Below are 18,578 nucleotides of genomic sequence, written 5' to 3'. Positions count from 1 at the left end.
TTTTTGATAAGCTAATTTTTGCTGTAATTAAGTTAGTTCTACCATTCTTTTCTGCCTGTTGTGGGTAAGAATTAATGGTGGGCAGCGGTTAGAGATGTATGCTGCAATTGCACATCAATTAAATTCTACTAAACTAAGTCATCATTTTATTCGTATATTAAATTATTGATATAAAAATAGTATTACGTTTGGCAGACTATTTGTAACTCTTGCTAACTGTATATTTGTATTGTAGTAAAACTATTTTTAAACCTTTAAATTTTACGTCTATAAAAAACTTATACCCATGAATACCAATGTAATTAAGATACATAAAAACGAGTGCATTAATTGCCAGGTTAAATCTAACCTGTCGTTTAGGCCATTGGTAACCTATTTAAAAAACAGACTTAAAACAGAAAAAACCGTTAAGTCGGAATTTTATAGGTTTTTGCTCGAAAAAATTGAGAAAGAAGATGCTTTGTTGGGCAATATTAGCGCTCAGGAATTATCAAAACATACAGAAACGCTCGAATTAATATTTACCATTTTAACGCCTTTAATGGCGAACGAAAATGAAATGTTCTGGGCATTGAGTACGCCCGTGCCTGATGAGATTTTCTTTAGCACAAATGCTTTTTATCAATTTTTTAAAGATCATGATCCGGCTAAAAAGGTATCCAAGGATACTGAATCATCTGAAAAAAAACACTTAAAATTCATTTATAATTTAATTTTAACCAGATTTTACAATTTTACATCTGTTTTAAAAAATGAAATTATTTATGCGCATGTTAACGCTGATAGTAATTTAACTTCTTATTATAATATCCAAAACGATACACAGTTTATTGATATTCAGCATAAAGGAGAATTACCAGAATTGAATTTTGAAGAGCTTGCCAAACATTTTCAGGAAGGTACAGAGATAGAATATCTAAGTGAACAGCTTTCTCTAAATAAATTTACTTTTGAAGGTTTTAGTGTAATCTCGATTACTGATGTTACGCTTCAACATGCTATTGAAGGCATTAGAAATGCTTTGGTAGATCATAATTACCAAAGTGATGCCTACAATCACGTTATACAGGCTTTAAAAACTTTAAGTGGAAATGGTGATATTGAATTTGGATTAATGCCATTTTTAACCGTTAACAATAAGTTGGTTTTTGATGATAAGGAATTTTCGCAAAGCATGCTTATTAATTCGGCAAAAGAATCGAACATGGAAGAGGAAGTTTTTTATTCATTAGTGGATAAATACAAAGAAGATCCTCGTCCGATATTTGTGCCTTCGATTAAAGAAGACCAAATGAGTAAAGATCCTTTTTTACGTGTGTTGAAACAAGCAGGTGTTTGCTCTTATTCCGTTCTACCGGTTTACTATAATTCGCAGTTAGCAGGGGTTTTAGAAGTATATTCAAGTAAGGAAGTTCAGTTTGATGATAAATTATTATCGAGATTACGTCCGGCGATGCCATTAATTGGACAGCTTTTTCAATACAGTATTGAAGAATTTAATGCCAAAATGGATGCCGTGCTAATGGATAAATTTACGGCTTTGCAACCGTCCGTTCAATGGAAATTTAATGAGGCCGTTTGGGATTTCTTAAAACAAGGCAAAGAAAGTAAAAAGCTTAAGCAAATGGAAACCGTTACTTTCAAAGGAATGTATCCATTGTTTGGTGCCGTTGATATTAGAAACTCTACTAACGAGCGTAACGAAGCTTTAAAAGAAGATATGCATGTTCATTTATTGAACATTATAAAAACTTTAAAAAGCCTGCGCAAGTTTGTTTTCTTAGAATTGATTGATAAACTAATTTTTAACTGTAACGATTGGATTGTTCGCATTAGTAATGTTGCATCGAGCAACGAAGAAATGTTGTTGAACGAATTTTTAGCTGCAGAAGTTTATCCATTCTTCTCTGTAATTAAGCTTAACCATCCCGAAGCTGGCGAAATTGTTGATGATTATTTTGCAGAAATACTACCAGAAACTGGTTTGGCCTATGAAAATCGTCGTAAATTAGAGGTTTCTATGCAAATGATTAACATGGAAGTTAGTCAGTACTTAGAAACTGCACAGCAGAATTTGCAATCATCTTATCCTTGTTATTTTGCCAAATTTCGTACAGATGGTGTAGAATATGATATTTATATCGGACAGGAAATTGCACCAAATAAACCGTTCGATTTACTTTATTTAAAGAATATTCGCTTATGGCAATTAACCTCTATGGTAGAGATTGCCCGCTTATCTAAAGGATTAATTGGCGAAATGCCTCGTCCGTTAGAAACTACCCAATTGTTATTTATTCACTCAAATGCAATTGATATTAGTTTTAGAAACGATGAGCGTAGATTTGACGTAGAAGGTGCTTATAATATTAGATACGAGGTTGTTAAAAAACGTATCGATAAGGTTTTAATAAAAGGAACTTCAGAACGTTTAACGCAACCTAATAAAATTGCAATGGTTTATTTTAATGCCGATGAAGCTAAAGAATATGTTGAGTACATCAAGTATTTGCAAGATCAAGGCTATTTAAATGATGACTTGGAAAAACTTGATTTAGAAGAATTGCAAGGTGTTTCTGGCTTAAAAGCTTTACGCGTAGGCGTTAAGTATGTAAGCAAAACGAAACGAAAAGATACTGCAGCAGAAGCAAAATCAAAAGATTTAAGTTTAAACTTAAATTAAATCAAAAAAAAAAGCGAAGAGGATTTCCTCTTCGCTTTTTTTTTGACTGTAAATTCTTACTTAATAACTGCAACAGTTTCTGTAATTGCACCCATGTCTTCGTTAGAACGGATATTTGTTTTCAGTGCCGCAAATCTATCCATGGTTAATTTTTGAGTGTCGCCCATAATTACAGTATGGTTATCTGTTGCTCCGCTAAGTTTTAAATCTGCATTATCTTGTATTACAGTATATAATCCTTCTGTACTAGAGTTAATTTCTGCATGCGCATTTCCTTTTAAAAAAACTTGTAAAAACTTAACTTTTACTTTACCATCTGTTTTTACAACTGCATTATCGGCAGCTTCAATTCTGTATATATCCGAAACGTATAACGTAATTTTGCTAACATCTTTATCAAGCGATGTAATTCTTAATAAGTCGCCTTCTTGTGTGATTTTTGCTTTACCAACATTATCTTCATCATAAGCTACAGATTGATTTTGTCTCTGAACGATTTTAAGTTCTACATTTCCTTTAACAGAAATTCTTTTGAAATTACTTGGTGCAGAAACAGTTGCTATAGGTTTTTTCTCATTAGCCATTACGCTGCTAGAAAAAACAGAAGTTGTTAAAGTGATAACTGTTAACGAAGTTGCGATTAGTGTTTTGATTGAGGTTTTCATAATGCTGTTATTTATAATTGATTATAATTTAATGATTTATATTTTTTAGTGGTTTTGTAAATAAGACGCCAGTACCCGGAAAACGTTGCAGCCTATATTGCATATTTATACGAGTATAGGTAACTAATCGACCAACGGGCAAAAAAAACAGACCAACTATTAACAGCTTTTAGTTAATTCTAAATAATTGAAGTATATGTAGTATTTATTCTTTTTATTATATTTATAGAAAAATTATTGCCAATTATTTATGAAGAAAAAGGTTGTTCTAGTACAGGATAATAAAGATATTCTGGACATTATGGATCAGGTTTTGGATGAGGAGGGTTTTGATGTAACTGCTTCATTAACAACCGAGCCGATTGAAAATATTGAAGAAATTGATCCGGATGTAGTTATAATTGACGATCACATTAAAGGAACAAAAAAAGGTTCTAAAATAATAAAAGAACTTAAATCTGATCCTGAAACTGAAGACATATCAGCTGTGCTTACTTCAACTTCTGAGAAATTACCTGAGATAGCTAAAGCAAGCAAAGCTGATGATTACATTTTAAAGCCATTTGAAATTGATGAAATGGTTGAAATTGTAAAAAAGAATGTCTGATTATAATTTTGGTTTGTAGGTATTGGTATTTACAGTTGCTTTTAACTCGTGCAGTATTGTATACAAACCGAAATTGGTTCTGTTAACATAAATAAAGTGCTTCACGCCTCGGGCTTGCTTAAACTCTGGCATTTTTGAGATTTTCTCTCCATAATTATATAATTTCTCGAAAAATTCAGTCTGGCTAAAATCAAATACAGGGTTTATGTATGGTTTGGCAAAAAGCTCTATCATTTCTTTATATGATTTATAGTAAAATTCAACTTGCGAAGCTGTATCTTCTTTATGTATCATATCTAGTTTCCTGAAAGCATCAATAGTTTTGGCTTTATCACTAATTACATCGGTTGATATAAGTGAGAAAAACGGAATATAAAAATCGAGTGGCATTTCTTTAATGCAACCAAAATCTATCACTCCAAGTTTTTCATCCGGAGTTATTAAAAAATTACCTGGATGCGGATCTGCATGAACGGCTTTTAATTCATGTTGCTGAAAATTGTAAAAATCCCATAAAGCCTGTCCAATCTTATTTTTTAAGGCTTGAGATGGATTGGTTTTCAGAAATTCTTTCAAGTGCATGCCTTCAATCCAATCCATAGAAATGATGCGCTTGCCAGATAATTCTGGATAATATTTCGGGAAAACTACATTGTCCAGATTTTTACAAGCTTCAGAAAATTCAATTGAACGTTTAACTTCCAGTTCGTAATCCGTTTCCTCTAATAAACGTTCTTCAACTTCCTTAATGTAAATGTTTAATTCTTTTTCAGACATGCCAAGAAGTCTGAATGCAAAAGGTTTAACCAATTTTAGGTCTGATGATATACTATCGCCAACTCCAGGATATTGAATCTTAACTGCAAGTTTCTGACCATTTAACTGAGCCTGATGAACCTGACCAATTGATGCAGCATTTGTTGAATTTATATTGAAGCTATCATAAATTTTTTCAGGTGTTTTGCCAAAGTTTTTAGTGAAAGTTCTAACAATTAGCGGTCCCGAAAGTGGAGGAGCATTGTATTGAGATTGTGTAAATTTATCAACGTAAGATTTTGGAAGTATGTTTTTATCCATACTTAACATTTGGGCAATCTTTAATGCACTTCCTTTTAATTCACTTAAGGATTTATAAATATCTGTTGCATTATCTTCATTAAGCTGTTCTCTGTCTAATTCTGGGTTAAAAAGCTTTTTTGAATAATGCTTAATATAATTGCCACCAATTTGAAAACCAGTTTTAACAAACTTTGCCGAACGTTCTACTTTAGTTACCGGAATACTTTTTTGTTGCTTCATTATCTTTTAAAATCCCATTTTCTCTTTAAACTTTCCATTTCTGCTCAAAAATTTTCCGTATTCAAACAGGTTATCAATAGGAGAGTGTTGAAATAAATCGAATGTTACGTTAATACCTTTTTCAATAGCTTCATCAGTTTTTTCGAAACCTTCGCTATCATCATTTATCCAAAAATTTAGTATAAAGGCAAATTGAACCCAAAGGGCATCTTTATATCTTTTACTAAAAAATTTACGCTCGGCAAGTTCTCCGTTTTCTAAACCATCATTTATTATATCTTCGGCAAAATTTTCAAATATTGGTTTTACACCAGCAAGGATAGTTGGGGTACCTATTTTACCGTTAAAGTTTCTTAAACTATAAATAATAAAGCTTCTTTGGTTTTTGAGATTTTCCATGTAACTGTAAAAGAAAGAAAGCATTTTTTCTCTTGAAGAGTACTGAGACCAAACCTCCTGTTCTTTAATTGTATTTATAGTTTCATAAGTTACATCGAACCAAATATTTTTTTCAATGCTTTCAAAAGAAGAAAAAAATTGATAAAAATCAGCTTCAGTAATTTTTAGCTTTTTTGCAAAAACATAAACCGATTTTGGTTTTTCATTATTGCTTAAAACATAATCTAAATATGCTTTTCGAATTTGCTCAGCAGTTGCCATATGTCTGTTTTTTTTTAAATATAACGTTTAAAATGCAATCGTGTTCTAGACTATAAGTATTAAAAAATCATGTTTTTGTAATAAATGTTTTCATTTTTTTTGAAAGTTTATTGTTAGCTAATACGTTTAGTATTTTGTTGATAATTTATTGTTTTTCTAGCTAAAAATTATAGTATAATTGTAATTCATTTTATTGCTTTAACCATGGTACAGCTAAACGATATTTTATATGGAAAGATTGAATTTCCAGATGTATTTGAGGAATTATTAAATACTGAAGCATTAAAACGTTTGGCTGGTATACATCAGAGTGGTGCTATTTATCTGGTCAATCCAGAAATTTGCCACTCAAGACTGGAACATGCAATTGGTGTTTTAATGTTGATTAAAAACCTGGGCGGTTCTGAATTAGAACAAATTGCAGGTTTATTGCATGATATTTCTCATACTGCGTTTTCTCATGTTGGTGATTACGTTTTTAATAATACGGATGAAGATTATCACGAAAAAATTTTTGCAGAGGTGTTGTACAATTCAGAAATTCCTGATGTATTGCTTAGATACGGTTATAATGCAAATCAAATCATATATGGGAGTTTTGATATTTTGGAACAACCGCTTCCATCACTTTGTGCGGATAGATTAGATTATACTTTGAGAGATGGCTTTCATGCCGGATTAATATCAAGGCAAAGGGCGATTGAATTTTTAAAATCTATTACTTTAAAAGATGGTAAAATGGCAGTTAATTCTGAAAAAGAAGCTTTATGGATAAACGAGATTTTTAGCAGGCTTAATAGCGATGTATTTAATTTGCCGCTTCATGTATATGCAAATGGTAAAATGGCCGAGTTAATTAAAAGCTTCCTTAAAAAAGGGATATTAAATGAACAAGATTTATTTAAAACGGACACTTTGTTGCTTAATAAAATTAGAAGTAATTACACCGGATATGAGGCTGTAAAATCAATAAAACAATTAAAAGGTTTTTCTGAATTTATGAGGCATGGTGCTGTACCTAAAATAAAAGCAAGAACATTGAATGCTTTACTTGTTTAAGTTTTTAATCAATTGCGAGTATATATAGTGTATATTTAATAAAAATTTTATATGTCGGCAATTGAAATTATATTAATAGTAGTTATAGTTATATTAATTTTTGGTGGTAAAAAAATCCCGGAATTAATGCGTGGTATTGGAAAAAGCGTTAAAGAATTTAAAAACGCAAAAGATGAACCACCCGTAAAATAATTTGAACTAATTCTTCTTTAATATGTTTTTAATAAAATTATTAAGATGATAAATTCTGTAAATACTCCCGATAAAAATAAGGCTGACGATAATAATGGTTTAAATGATTGGAATAAACGCCTTGATGAAAATCTAGAACCTTCAAATCATAATGATGTACTTGCCGATGAGAAAGCAAAAGAATATTCAGAACAGTTTGAAGATAAAAAGCCGAAATAAGATGACTAATTATTTTTAAGCTGAAACTTTGAGTTTTATAATTTGTTCCTCATTTTCAGCTTTAATAAAGGCATAATTTTTACTTAAATCGTAACAAGATAATAAAGTGTTGATGTTGTCAACTATAACATCAAGTTCTATTTTATCATATATTGAAGAATCTAGTTTATTTAAAAAATATATTAAACATTGTCTGTCGAGCTCGTTTAGTTCATAAGATATTTTTCGCATTCCATCGTTAACTGCATTTTTGATATGTTCTTTTAAGAAATAAAATGCTATCCTGTAATTATAAAGCACGGTTTCACTAATATTTCTTTCTAACTGCATTTTAGCATAAGCAACTTCCATTGCATTATAAATTAAAATGTCTGGTGTTTCGCAATTTCTTGCCGGGTAAATCTGCTCAATCAATTTTAAATACGCGTTCATAAACTCGTTTAAGGTTTTTATCGTAAAATAAATTTTTGGGATGCAATTCGGTCACCGAAATCCGGGATTTGATTTCTGAAATTTGAGCGTTGTGGCGAACAGAATTATTAATTAATCTTATGCATTTATAATTTATTGGTGATGTTTTTTTACACGAACCCCTTGTTATTTTACATGAAATAGAAAAAATATAGATTTTTCTGTTTGAAATCTTTTACATCTATATTTTAGAATAGTATATTGCATCTATAATCAAATCAATGCAAACCAACTTCTAACCAGGCTAATAACGATGAAAAGAGCATTATTATTAGTTTTTATTATAGCCAGTTTTTTTTGTAACAATGTATTCAGTCAAAATATTTCCAATGAGGGAACTGATTTTTGGACTGTTTTTCCTACGCATGTACCTAACGGGAATTCTTTAGCCAGTTTAATGGTTTTTGTAACCTCAAAATTTGATTCTGAAGTTACAGTAACTTGTGGCGCTTACTCTTCGGGACCAACTATTATTCCAGCCAATACTTCTGTAGGTATTCAGGTTAATAGAAATGATTCATATATCCCATTATCAGATGCAAACCAAGTGCTATCTAATCGTGGTATTCATATCGTTGTTACGCCGGGAAAGCCAAAAGTGGCTGCCTATGCGCATATGTTTGCAGGTAATCGTTCTGCGGCATCTTTAATTTTACCTTTTGAAACCCTCGGGCAAAAATATTTTTCTGTTAATTATACCCAAAATATAACTTCGACTAATAATAATAATACTTCGCAGCAAGGTTATAATTACTTGGCACTTGTAGCAGTTGAAGATAATACTGTTTTAATTATCAGAGAACGGAATAATATCAGCAGAACCATTACTTTACCCAAATCTGGTGATGTTTATGAATATACTTCTGGTTTAGAAGATTTAACTGGCATATCTGTTGAAACCGATCCAAGCAATTCATCTTGCAAACGTTTTGCAGCTTTTTCTGGTACATCAAACATCACAATAGGTAATTGTTCGAGTGCAGATCCGCTATATCAGCAAATTTATCCGGTATCTAGTTTAGGTAAAACCTATGGAATTATTCCATTCTTTAATCAATCTTATATATATCGGGCTGTTGCTGTTGAGGATAATACTAAAATTTACGAGAATGGGTCGCTTGTTACCACCTTGAATAAGGGTGGGTTTTATAGCTCTTCAAGGTTATCAAATCCGAATTATGTTACCGGTGATAAAAACTTTATCTTAAGTCAATACATGTATTCTGTTGGATGTGCAACTCCAAGTGGATCTAATGCTGGTTTTGGCGATCCGGATATGGTATTATTAAACCCGGTAGAATTTAATGTAAATAACATCACTGTCTTTTCTGCTACCGACCAGGATATTAGACAACGGTATTTAAATGTTCTGATTAAAACAAACAAAACAGGAAGTTTTAAAATAAATGGCGTTGTGCCGAACGTAACATGGTCTGTTCTTTCTAATAATTTATCTTATGCCCAAATACCTGTTACCGAAAAAAGCTTAACACTTACAGCCGATGAAGGATTTAATGTAATAGCCTATGGTTACGGTACAACAGAATCTTATGCATACTCTGCAGGAACAAATTTGGCTTCTAACAATTATTTAACAGTTGTTAATAATGTTAAAAAAGAAGAATATCAAAATGGATGTATAAATACAGAAATAAACTTTAAAATTAATTTACCCTACAAACCAGATAAAATTACCTGGACATTGGATAACGAACAGCAAATAACTACTACAAATGAGCCAGAAGTAAAAGTAATTAATGGACAAACATTTTACATTTATAGCTATCCAAACGCTAAAAATTATACAGTTGCAGGCGAACATAAGCTTAATGTGGTTGCGCATGTCCCTAACGATCCCGTAAATTGCCAAGAAGGAAATTTAGTAACTAACTATATATTTTCTATTTACGATTTGCCAACATCAAATTTTGATGCAGCTATATCTGCCTGTGCTAAAACTGATGTAATTTTTACAGATAAAAGTATATCTAATTCTGCCGATTTCCAGGTTACTAATTGGCTATGGGATTTTGGTGACGGAACCGTTATAGATGAAAAAAACCCAAAACATCAATATCTAAAAGAGGGAACTTATGATGTGAAACTTATTGTAAAAGCCGGCTCGGGTTGTTACTCTGATGTTTTTACTAAAAATATCACAATAAATCCTTTACCGGTTTCAAAATTTACATCTTTAGATAATACCTGTATAAATACTGATTATGTACTTACAGATGCTTCATCAATTAGTCTAACACAAACGACAAATAAAATAGTTAAATGGCGTTGGGATTTTGGCGATAATAATTTTGAGGAAAACAGTGATAATAGACCTGTAATACATCAATATTCTGCTGTCGGTACTTATAAAATATCGCTTATTACTACATCGGCAAATGGCTGTGTAAGCGAAGCATTTGTTAAAGATGTTAAAGTAACCGATTTGCCAACTGCAGATTTTACCATGCCAGATGTTTGTTTAAATGATGCTTTTGCCCTTTTCGTAAATAAAACAATTGATGAGGAAAGTGTCAGTGGACCATTAAAATATGAGTGGAATTTTGGCGATGCAGCTTCAACTGCTATGAATCCAAATACATCAACAGATAAAGATGGAAAACATAAATACAGTTCATTTGGTGTGTACAAGGTTAGTCTAAAAATAACTAATGTAAATGGATGTGAAAGTACCGAATCAAAGGATTTTACAGTTAATGGTGCCGTAGAAAAGGCTGATTTCTCAATTCAAAATGCCGACAATCTTTGCAGCAATAGTGCAGTAGTAATTAATAATTTATCAAAAGCTTTTTTCGGAAAGATAACAAAAATAGATATTTTTAAGGATTTGGAGGATGCTCCGAACGATTTTGAGACATATACATATCCAACTAATGAAGACATAAATTTAGTTTATACGGCATTTGGTGGCAACAGTAATAAAGATTTTAAGATAAAATTGATTGCATATTCTGGTGAATCTTGCTTTTTGGAAACAGAAAAAACTATCACACTAAAACCAGCACCAATTTTAGAATTTGCAGATATTCCTTTTGTATGCCAAAATGATGGTTTGGTAATTATCAATCAGGCAAAAGAAACCACGGGTATTATTGGCAATGGAATTTATTCTGGTGATGGAATAGATTCAGAAGGAAATTTTAATCCGAAAAGGGTTCAGGCGGGTAAACACACAATTACTTATACCTTTACAGCATCAAACGGCTGTATAAGTGCAATTACTAAGGATGTTTTTGTGTACGAATCGCCATCGGCAGATATTGGAAGTTCAACACTTTATATACTAGCTGGTGGAGAAATTACAATTCCGGCTGTAGCTGAAGGCAAAAATCTAACCTATAAGTGGAGTCCATCATTAGGTTTGAAACAAGATGATGTGTTAAATCCGGTTGCAACTCCGGATAAGGATACCGAATATAAATTAGAAGCAACATCGAGTGAGGGTTGTAAGGTTGTTAAAACTGTGTTAGTTAAAGTTCTTCAGGTATTGGTGCCGCCTAATTCATTTACACCTAATGGCGATGGGGTAAATGATGTTTGGGCTATTAAATATTTAGATACTTACCCTAATGCAACAATTGATGTTTTTAACCGAAACGGAGGCAAAGTATTTTCAAGCGTAGGTTATAAAACACCATTTGATGGAAATTATCAAAATGAGCCTTTACCTGTTGGAGTTTATTACTATCTTATCAACCCAAGAAACGGGAGAAAAACCATTACCGGACCGCTTACAATAATCAGATAAAATTGAAAAAATATATACTACTACTTGCTGTTTTAATTAGTTTAAAGGGATTTTCTCAACAGAAGCCACAATACACGCAATATATTTTTAATCAATATCTTTTAAATCCGGCATTATCCGGAATAGAAAACTATATAGATTTTAAAGCAGGTTATCGAAAACAATGGGCCGGAATTAACGATGCACCGCAAACATCTTTTGTTTCTGCACATTGGGCTTTGGGCGATAATCAGCTTTGGAGTAACGCGTTAACATCTTTTCCAGAGCAAACCGGAAATCCGATGGATAGGAATTATATGCAAAATTATACCTCCTCGCCGGCGCATCACGGCATGGGCGTAACCGTTGTACAAGATAAGGCTGGTCCGCTTTCTCGTCTTGATGCAAATGTTACTTATGCCTATCATTTACAATTGAGCAATACATTTAATCTATCGGTTGGTGCAGCAGCAGGCGTATCAAATATTAGATTAGATATAAACTCTCTTACCTTTCCAGATAGCCAAAGCGACCCTGCGCTTTCAAATACTATTGTTAGTCAGCTGAGGCCAGATTTAAGTCTTGGTGTATGGCTTTATGGTGCCAGAATGTTTGCTGGAGTTTCTGCACAGCAGGTTTTATCGCAAAAATTAAGTTTCACAAACTCAGAAAATTACAATACCGGCAAAGAAGTGCCTCATTTTTTCGCTACCGCCGGATATAAGTTCTTCCTTGATGACCAAATCGCTGCAATTCCATCTGTTATGGTTAAATACGTTCAGCCAGCGCCAGTATCTGTAGATTTGAATATGAAGATAGCTTTCAAAGATAAGATTTGGCTAGGTGGAAGTTACAGAAAGGATGATTCTTTTTCTGCAATGGCTGGATTTAATATAGGTAAAATGGTTAATTTAACATATTCTTACGATTTTACTACATCTAACCTAAACACGGTAAGTAACGGTAGCCATGAAATTGTACTTGGCTTAATGTTAAACAATATTTATAAAGTACCATCATATATAAAAATGTGGTAAATTAATATCTATTTGTTTGTTTTGAAGTGTTTAAGAAAAACAAATAAAAAAGGCTAATTACTAAAAACTATTAAAGCTCTTTTCTAAGTCTTGCCACCGGAATATTCATTTGTTCGCGATATTTTGCTACCGTTCTACGGGCAATATTATAGCCGCGTTCCTTTAAAATATCGGTAAGTTTTTCATCGGCTAAAGGCTTGCGTTTATCTTCGTTTCCAATGCAATCTTCCAGAATTTTTTTAACTTCTTTATTCGATACTTCTTCACCATTTTCAGTTTGAATTGCTTCTGAGAAAAAAGATTTTAATAAAAACGTGCCGAATTCGGTTTGCACATATTTTGAGTTGGCAACCCTCGAAACCGTTGAAATATCCATATCGATTTTATCAGCAATATCTTTTAATATCATTGGGCGCATTTTACGCTCATCTGCTGTTAAAAAATATTCGTACTGATAATGCATAATTGCATTCATGGTTTTTAACAAAGTTTGTTGCCTTTGTTTAATGGCATCGATAAACCATTTTGCAGAATCCAACTTTTGCTTAACAAATTGTACAGCTTCTTTTAATTTTTTATCCTTTGAAGAAGCTTTATCATAATGTTCAAACATTTCCTGGTAAGAACGACTTACCTTAAGCTCAGGAGCATTTTTAGAGTTTAGCGTCAAAATTAAAACGCCATCGTTATTGCTGATGTGAAAATCGGGAATAATCTGCATTTGCTTTGTAGTAACCTGATTTGCATCGCCAGGTTTCGGGTTCAGACGAAGAATTTCGTTTACAACTTCCTTAAGTTCTTCGCTATCCAGATTTAAACTTTTTTCCAGTTTATCGTAGTGTTTTCTTGTAAATTCATCAAGATAATTTTCAACTACGTTCATTGCCTTAACAATGATTGGGTTGTTAACGTCTTTTCTTTTTAATTGAATTAACAAGCATTCTTTCAAATCTCTTGCACCAATGCCCGGAGGATCGAAGCTCTGTATTAAACGCAGCATTTCCAAAACATCTTCTTCCTCAACCATTACATTTTGAGAAAAAGCCAAATCATCAATCATAGAGCTTAGCGGACGACGTAAATAACCATCATCATCTAAACTTCCAATAATTTGTTTTCCAATAATAAAATCCTGGTCAGATAAAGGAATCAGATCTAATTGTTCCTGTAAACTCTCAAAAAATGTACTTTCAATGGCGATTGGTGTTTCTTTTTTCTCCTCATCATCATCGCCATTGTTGTAATTTGTGCTGTAATCGTTTGCAGAATCATCTTGAAGATAATCATCCACGTTAAATTCATCCATGCTATTATCTTCTGATGAACTTTCATAATCTTCAGGGCCATCATTTAAATCATCATATTCACCTTTTGGCTCATCTGCTGTCATTAAACTTGGGTCTTCTAAAGCCGGATTTTCTTCCAGTTCTTCTTTCACCCTTGTATCTAAAGCAACCGTAGGCACCTGCAACAACTTGATAAATTGAATTTGCTGAGGGGATAACTTTTGAAGTAGCTTTTGTTGTAGGTGTTGCTTTAGCATGGTATTCGTGTATGTCGGGCAAAAATAAGGAATTGTTAGCAGATAATCTTTAGTATAAATCTATTTAATGATGATTTTGATTTATTGAGCCTTTAAAGAATGGTTACTTAGTTTTTAACTTTATGATATAATTGTTACTTTCGTTATAAAAACAAACTAAAACTAAAATTATGGGAATTGTTAAAGAATTTAAAGATTTTGCAGTTAAAGGAAATGTTCTTGATTTAGCTGTCGGTGTAATTATTGGAGCTGCTTTTGGTAAAATTGTAAGCTCTTTAGTAGAAGATATTATTACACCTGCGGTATTGGGGCCAGCTTTAAAAGCCGCAGGATTAGAAGATTTAAGCAAATTAGTAATTCCCGGAACAGCCATAAAATACGGTAATTTCTTATCACAAGTTATTGCATTCGTAATTGTTGCTTTTGTTTTATTCTTGATTATTAAAGGTGCTAACAATCTTAAAAAGAAAGAAGTTGCAGCTCCTGCAGCGCCTGCTGCACCCACTAAAGAGGAAATTCTTCTTACTGAAATTAGAGATGTTTTGAAAGCAAAAGCATAATAAATAAAATAGGTTCGCAAATTTAGCGAACCTATTTTATTTAGAAACTTCTTTTCACTTTTGGATTGGTTATGATGATGTAATCTCCAAGATTTTTAAATTTTTCCCAAACTGGGTTTTCAAAGCTTTCATCAGAGAATGCTGAAATGTTCAGTATTTTAAGTTTTGGTGAATAAGTTAATAGTTTGGCTAGCGTTCCAAGTTTTTCATCGCTATGAAAACGCCCGTTTAGCTGTAGGATTTTAATTCCTTTATGTGTTTTTGCGTACCTGGAAATAGACCAGGCCATTGTTGCATCCCAAAAATTCTGAGTTTGATAAATCTTCATTGAACCCATACTGTGCCCACCAAGTGTTTCTGTAAATTTATCGTTGTATCTTCCTGTTGCAGTATCTATCGGTAATGGTGGTAAAAATGCTAGTGAAGATTTCGGGAAATTTTTCAGGATGTCCAGTCCGCTTTTCGTTACCGCATTACTGTACCTTGCAGCTGCATTACCTGCTATAACATCGATATTATTTGCTTTTGCATACTCAATCAATGGCTTGTAATCTTTGTAATTGTTCCAGGCTCTTGCTTCTCTGGTAAAGTTTTTCTCCGTAATTACACCTGCCAAATACTCATCAACTACAGGCTGTACATCAGTATGAAACATTTCAAGACTTAAAGCGGACCTTTTTGGATATTTTTCACTTAATTTTTTAAAAATTGATGCTTCAAGGTAATGACCAATCGAATCATTATGATCTTCGCCAAAGAATAAAACATCAGCATTTTCCATATCCTTTATAATATCATCAACAGTAATTATTTTCTGATTTTTAACATCATAAATTTTATAATTCGACTCGATTTGTTGACCGTAGCCAAAAATGGAGCTTAGTATGGCAAGCGTAAATAGTAAAAATTTCATGGCAACAAAATACTAAAATATTTTTCACCGATAAAATAAGGTTATTTACCGCTGTTTAATTGTTTTCTACGGAATACGATTAGCTGGCCTGAAATCTTATAAATACATTTGGTTATTAATAATTACACAAATGGAAAATTCAAATAACATAAATAATAACTATTCCGGCAGAATGCTTAGTGGGTTGATAATCATTCTGGTTGGTTTAGGCTTTTTAGTTCGAACCATGGATTTAGATATTCCTAGATGGATATTTAGCGGTTCAAATCTTTTAATTCTAATAGGATTATTTGTAGGCCTTAGAAACAATTTTAAAGGAATTGGCTGGTTGGTTTTGGTTTTACTTGGTGCATACAATACTATCGATAACATGCACCTAGGTTTCAATATTTCAAAATATGCTTTGGGCGTAGGTTTTGTTATCGTTGGCGCTTATCTGGTATTCAAGCCAAAAAATGGAGCTGCAAATTTTGGTTTCTGGAATCGAAATAGTAATAATAATTTAAATACTGCAGAAAATCCATCTTATGATAAAAAATTAGATAATGATTTTGTTGAAGCTGTTGCAGTTTTTGGTGGAAGTCATCAAACAGTATTTTCAAAAAACTTTAAGGGCGGAGATGTTACGGCAGTTTTTGGCGGTGCAGATATCAACTTTACGCAGGCAGATTTTAGTGAAACTGTAAAGCTCGATGTTACTGCAATTTTTGGTGGTATTAAGCTCATCGTTCCTCAAAATTGGGCAGTAAAATCAAATGTTACGGCAGTTTTTGGTAGTGTAGAGGATAAGAGAGGGAGTTTAATGCCTCAAACTGATATCCAAAAAACTATAATTTTAGATGGTACAGCAATGTTTGGCGGGATAGAGATTAAAAGTTTTTAAGCTCCGATAAATATGCGATGAAAAATATCATCGCATATTTATTTAAACAACATCATTAATTCAACCTAAACTAAACCTATAAATTTTGACAACAAGACCGCTTTCAGTCCCACAAATACAGAAAATATCATTAGGTATTGCCTTGTGCTGGACTATTTTGTGTGCCTTTGGTATACATTACGTTGTAAATTTTTCGTGGATAATTGCCATTACAGATAGTGCGATAAATAATTTCCTGTTAGCAGCGGCCTGCATAGGCATTAGCAATATGCTGGGTTATTATCAACCCAAAAACGAAAGAATTTTGTATGTGCTGATAATAACGCTTGCCTTAACCTTTGTAATTGTTTACCTGGCAAAGTATGCTCTTTTTTACATTTATACCGATTTTAAAGATTATAAAGATTTCTACAATTTTTCTTTTGCCTTTAGAGGATTAATTTCCTTCATGTGTTTAGGATGGTGTGCTTTAGCTAATATATTGTGGTATAGATTGGAAGAACAATCAGAAACTCAATCTAGATTATTAGCTGCGCAAAATTTGGCTAAAGAAGCCGAACTGAATAAATTAAGACATCAATTACAACCACACTTTCTCTTTAATAGCTTAAATTCTGTTTTTGCATTAACTATGGTAAATCCGAAAGAAGCGGGCGTAATGATTACAAAACTTGCTTCTTTTTTGCGTGGTACGCTTAAGCGAGATGATGAATTGTGGGTTTCTGTTGAAGAGGAGATGGAATATATACAACTTTACCTTGATATTGAGAAAGTTAGGTTTAGTCACCGGTTAAATATTGAGGTTAATGTTGATGAAAATACACATAAATTGTGTTTGCCTGGAACGCTTTTGCAGCCTATTGTAGAGAATGCTATCAAGTTCGGATTGTATAACACATCAACCGCAATTACCATAAAGGTTGATGTAACAATGTATGATAATATTTTACAACTGCGTGTGCAAAATCCTTTCGACCCGGAAATGAAGGCAACCGGCGGAACAGGTTTTGGCTTAACGGCTATTAAACGAAGATTATATTTACTTTTCGCAAATCCTGAGCTATTAAGAACCGAAATTGAGGCAAATAATTTATATATTACGACCTTAAAAATTCCTCAAAAAAATGATCAGGACTATACTAATTGATGATGAACCTTTAGCCAGAGACATTGTAAAATTCTATCTATCAGAACATCAAGATATAGAGATAGTTGCAGAATGTTGTGATGGTTTTGAAGGCTTAAAGGCAATTACATTACATAAGCCTGATTTAATTTTCTTAGATATTCAGATGCCAAAAATCAGCGGCTTTGAGATGTTAGAGCTTGTTGAAGATAAACCTGCAGTTATTTTTACAACGGCATTTGATGAATATGCCATTAAAGCTTTCGAAGTAAATGCTGTTGATTATTTGCTTAAGCCAATTGACAAAGCAAGGTTTGATGCTGCAATTAAAAAGGTGCCTTCAAGATTAAATCAGCCTGAAAATACTGAAGCTGTTTTAGATGCTGCCGCACTAAGTCCGAGTCAAAATAATAGGGTAGTGGTTAAAAAAGACGGTGTAATTAAAATTATTCCGGTTTCTGAAATTAACTACCTTGAGGCCGATGATGATTACGTTAAGATTAGTACATCAGAAGGTTCTTTTTATAAAAACAAAACAATGGCATACTTTGAGAAAACTTTAGATGCAGAAGTTTTTATTCGTATTCATCGATCTTATATCATAAACCTTGCACAGGTTACTAAAATTGAGCTAAAAGAAAAGGATAGTTATGTTGTTTTATTAAAATCAGATATCTGGTTGCCTGTGAGTAAAACTGGCTATGTAAAGCTGAAGGCAGCTTTGGGTTTGTAGGCATTTTGTAGCCTTAAATAGAAGCACAAACAGTTTTAATATAAACCCGACTTTAGCGAGAAAGCCCCGATTTTCTCGGGCTTGAAGCGTAGGCGGGACCAGATTTTAGATAGAATTACTACATTTGCTTTTCAAAGAGAAAAATAATACTTAAACAGACTTGCATTTATAAATGAATACTTT

Annotated in this window: 17 protein-coding genes; 11 read left to right on the top strand and 6 right to left on the bottom strand. The window is 32.6% G+C overall.

Features of this window, described 5'->3' with window-relative positions:
• Nucleotides 1-286: 286 nt before the first annotated feature.
• Nucleotides 287-2,683 (top strand): GAF domain-containing protein, encoded by a 2,397-nt coding sequence (locus LUA86_RS07045; RefSeq protein WP_231459904.1) that lies wholly within the window; start codon nucleotides 287-289, stop codon nucleotides 2,681-2,683.
• Between the two features lie 56 nt (nucleotides 2,684-2,739).
• Here the strand turns inward: LUA86_RS07045 and LUA86_RS07040 are convergent, their stop codons facing one another.
• Nucleotides 2,740-3,348, bottom strand: coding sequence for a GIN domain-containing protein (locus tag LUA86_RS07040; protein ID WP_231459903.1), 609 nt, complete (start codon nucleotides 3,346-3,348; stop codon nucleotides 2,740-2,742).
• A 250-nt stretch (nucleotides 3,349-3,598) separates the two neighbouring features.
• On the opposite strand from LUA86_RS07040, the gene LUA86_RS07035 reads away from it, so the two are divergent.
• A complete protein-coding gene (locus tag LUA86_RS07035; RefSeq protein ID WP_231459902.1) occupies nucleotides 3,599-3,955 on the top strand; it encodes a two-component system response regulator in 357 nt (118 codons plus the stop codon).
• Here the strand turns inward: LUA86_RS07035 and LUA86_RS07030 are convergent, their stop codons facing one another.
• Both LUA86_RS07030 and LUA86_RS07025 read right to left on the bottom strand, forming a co-directional pair.
• On the bottom strand, nucleotides 3,956-5,254 hold the full coding sequence (locus LUA86_RS07030) for an AarF/ABC1/UbiB kinase family protein (RefSeq protein ID WP_231459901.1): 1,299 nt from the start codon (nucleotides 5,252-5,254) through the stop codon (nucleotides 3,956-3,958).
• Nucleotides 5,255-5,260: 6 nt separating this feature from the next.
• The gene (locus LUA86_RS07025) at nucleotides 5,261-5,914 is read right to left on the bottom strand and encodes a TetR family transcriptional regulator C-terminal domain-containing protein (protein WP_231459900.1); all 654 of its coding nucleotides are present in this window, start codon (nucleotides 5,912-5,914) and stop codon (nucleotides 5,261-5,263) included.
• 204 nt (nucleotides 5,915-6,118) lie between these two features.
• Here LUA86_RS07025 and LUA86_RS07020 point away from each other — a divergent pair, with 204 nt between their 5' ends.
• Genes LUA86_RS07020 through LUA86_RS07010 form a run of 3 tightly spaced genes read left to right on the top strand, consistent with a single transcriptional unit; the run spans nucleotide 6,119 to nucleotide 7,384 of the window.
• Complete coding sequence (locus LUA86_RS07020; RefSeq protein WP_231459899.1) at nucleotides 6,119-6,973, top strand: HD domain-containing protein; 855 nt, start codon at nucleotides 6,119-6,121, stop codon at nucleotides 6,971-6,973.
• Nucleotides 6,974-7,024: 51 nt separating this feature from the next.
• Nucleotides 7,025-7,165, top strand: a complete 141-nt coding sequence (gene tatA / locus LUA86_RS07015; protein ID WP_231459898.1) for a twin-arginine translocase TatA/TatE family subunit — start codon at nucleotides 7,025-7,027, stop codon at nucleotides 7,163-7,165.
• Between the two features lie 45 nt (nucleotides 7,166-7,210).
• Nucleotides 7,211-7,384 carry a hypothetical protein gene (locus LUA86_RS07010; RefSeq protein ID WP_231459897.1) on the top strand — a complete coding sequence of 58 codons (174 nt, stop codon included), beginning with the start codon at nucleotides 7,211-7,213 and terminating at the stop codon, nucleotides 7,382-7,384.
• A 15-nt stretch (nucleotides 7,385-7,399) separates the two neighbouring features.
• Here LUA86_RS07010 and LUA86_RS07005 read toward each other — a convergent pair whose 3' ends face one another.
• Nucleotides 7,400-7,816 (bottom strand): hypothetical protein, encoded by a 417-nt coding sequence (locus LUA86_RS07005; RefSeq protein ID WP_231459896.1) that lies wholly within the window; start codon nucleotides 7,814-7,816, stop codon nucleotides 7,400-7,402.
• Between the two features lie 292 nt (nucleotides 7,817-8,108).
• On the opposite strand from LUA86_RS07005, the gene LUA86_RS07000 reads away from it, so the two are divergent.
• Nucleotides 8,109-11,621 (top strand): PKD domain-containing protein, encoded by a 3,513-nt coding sequence (locus tag LUA86_RS07000; protein ID WP_231459895.1) that lies wholly within the window; start codon nucleotides 8,109-8,111, stop codon nucleotides 11,619-11,621.
• 2 nt (nucleotides 11,622-11,623) lie between these two features.
• Nucleotides 11,624-12,637: a type IX secretion system membrane protein PorP/SprF gene (locus tag LUA86_RS06995; RefSeq protein WP_231459894.1), complete on the top strand. Its 1,014-nt coding sequence runs from the start codon at nucleotides 11,624-11,626 to the stop codon at nucleotides 12,635-12,637.
• Between the two features lie 70 nt (nucleotides 12,638-12,707).
• On the opposite strand, the gene rpoN is transcribed toward LUA86_RS06995, so the two are convergent.
• Nucleotides 12,708-14,180, bottom strand: a complete 1,473-nt coding sequence (gene rpoN / locus LUA86_RS06990) for an RNA polymerase factor sigma-54 (RefSeq protein ID WP_231459893.1) — start codon at nucleotides 14,178-14,180, stop codon at nucleotides 12,708-12,710.
• Between the two features lie 170 nt (nucleotides 14,181-14,350).
• On the opposite strand from rpoN, the gene mscL reads away from it, so the two are divergent.
• A complete protein-coding gene (gene mscL, locus LUA86_RS06985) occupies nucleotides 14,351-14,740 on the top strand; it encodes a large-conductance mechanosensitive channel protein MscL (RefSeq protein WP_231459892.1) in 390 nt (129 codons plus the stop codon).
• A 40-nt stretch (nucleotides 14,741-14,780) separates the two neighbouring features.
• On the opposite strand, the gene LUA86_RS06980 is transcribed toward mscL, so the two are convergent.
• Nucleotides 14,781-15,653 (bottom strand): ChaN family lipoprotein, encoded by an 873-nt coding sequence (locus LUA86_RS06980; RefSeq protein WP_231459891.1) that lies wholly within the window; start codon nucleotides 15,651-15,653, stop codon nucleotides 14,781-14,783.
• A 130-nt stretch (nucleotides 15,654-15,783) separates the two neighbouring features.
• Here LUA86_RS06980 and LUA86_RS06975 point away from each other — a divergent pair, with 130 nt between their 5' ends.
• The 3 genes from LUA86_RS06975 to LUA86_RS06965 all read left to right on the top strand — a co-directional run bounded on the left by LUA86_RS06975 (nucleotide 15,784) and on the right by LUA86_RS06965 (nucleotide 18,395).
• The gene (locus LUA86_RS06975; protein WP_231459890.1) at nucleotides 15,784-16,536 is read left to right on the top strand and encodes a LiaF domain-containing protein; all 753 of its coding nucleotides are present in this window, start codon (nucleotides 15,784-15,786) and stop codon (nucleotides 16,534-16,536) included.
• A gap of 85 nt (nucleotides 16,537-16,621) precedes the next feature.
• Nucleotides 16,622-17,683 (top strand): sensor histidine kinase, encoded by a 1,062-nt coding sequence (locus LUA86_RS06970; RefSeq protein WP_231459889.1) that lies wholly within the window; start codon nucleotides 16,622-16,624, stop codon nucleotides 17,681-17,683.
• A complete protein-coding gene (locus tag LUA86_RS06965; RefSeq protein ID WP_231459888.1) occupies nucleotides 17,661-18,395 on the top strand; it encodes a LytTR family DNA-binding domain-containing protein in 735 nt (244 codons plus the stop codon). The genes LUA86_RS06970 and LUA86_RS06965 overlap by 23 nt, the downstream gene beginning before the upstream one ends.
• Nucleotides 18,396-18,578: the final 183 nt, after the last annotated feature.

Source organism: Pedobacter sp. Leaf132 (assembly GCF_920984695.1).
Lineage (GTDB): Bacteria > Bacteroidota > Bacteroidia > Sphingobacteriales > Sphingobacteriaceae > Pedobacter.
The sequence above is the reverse complement of the archived record's forward strand: the minus strand, read 5'-3'. Positions and strand labels throughout refer to the sequence as shown.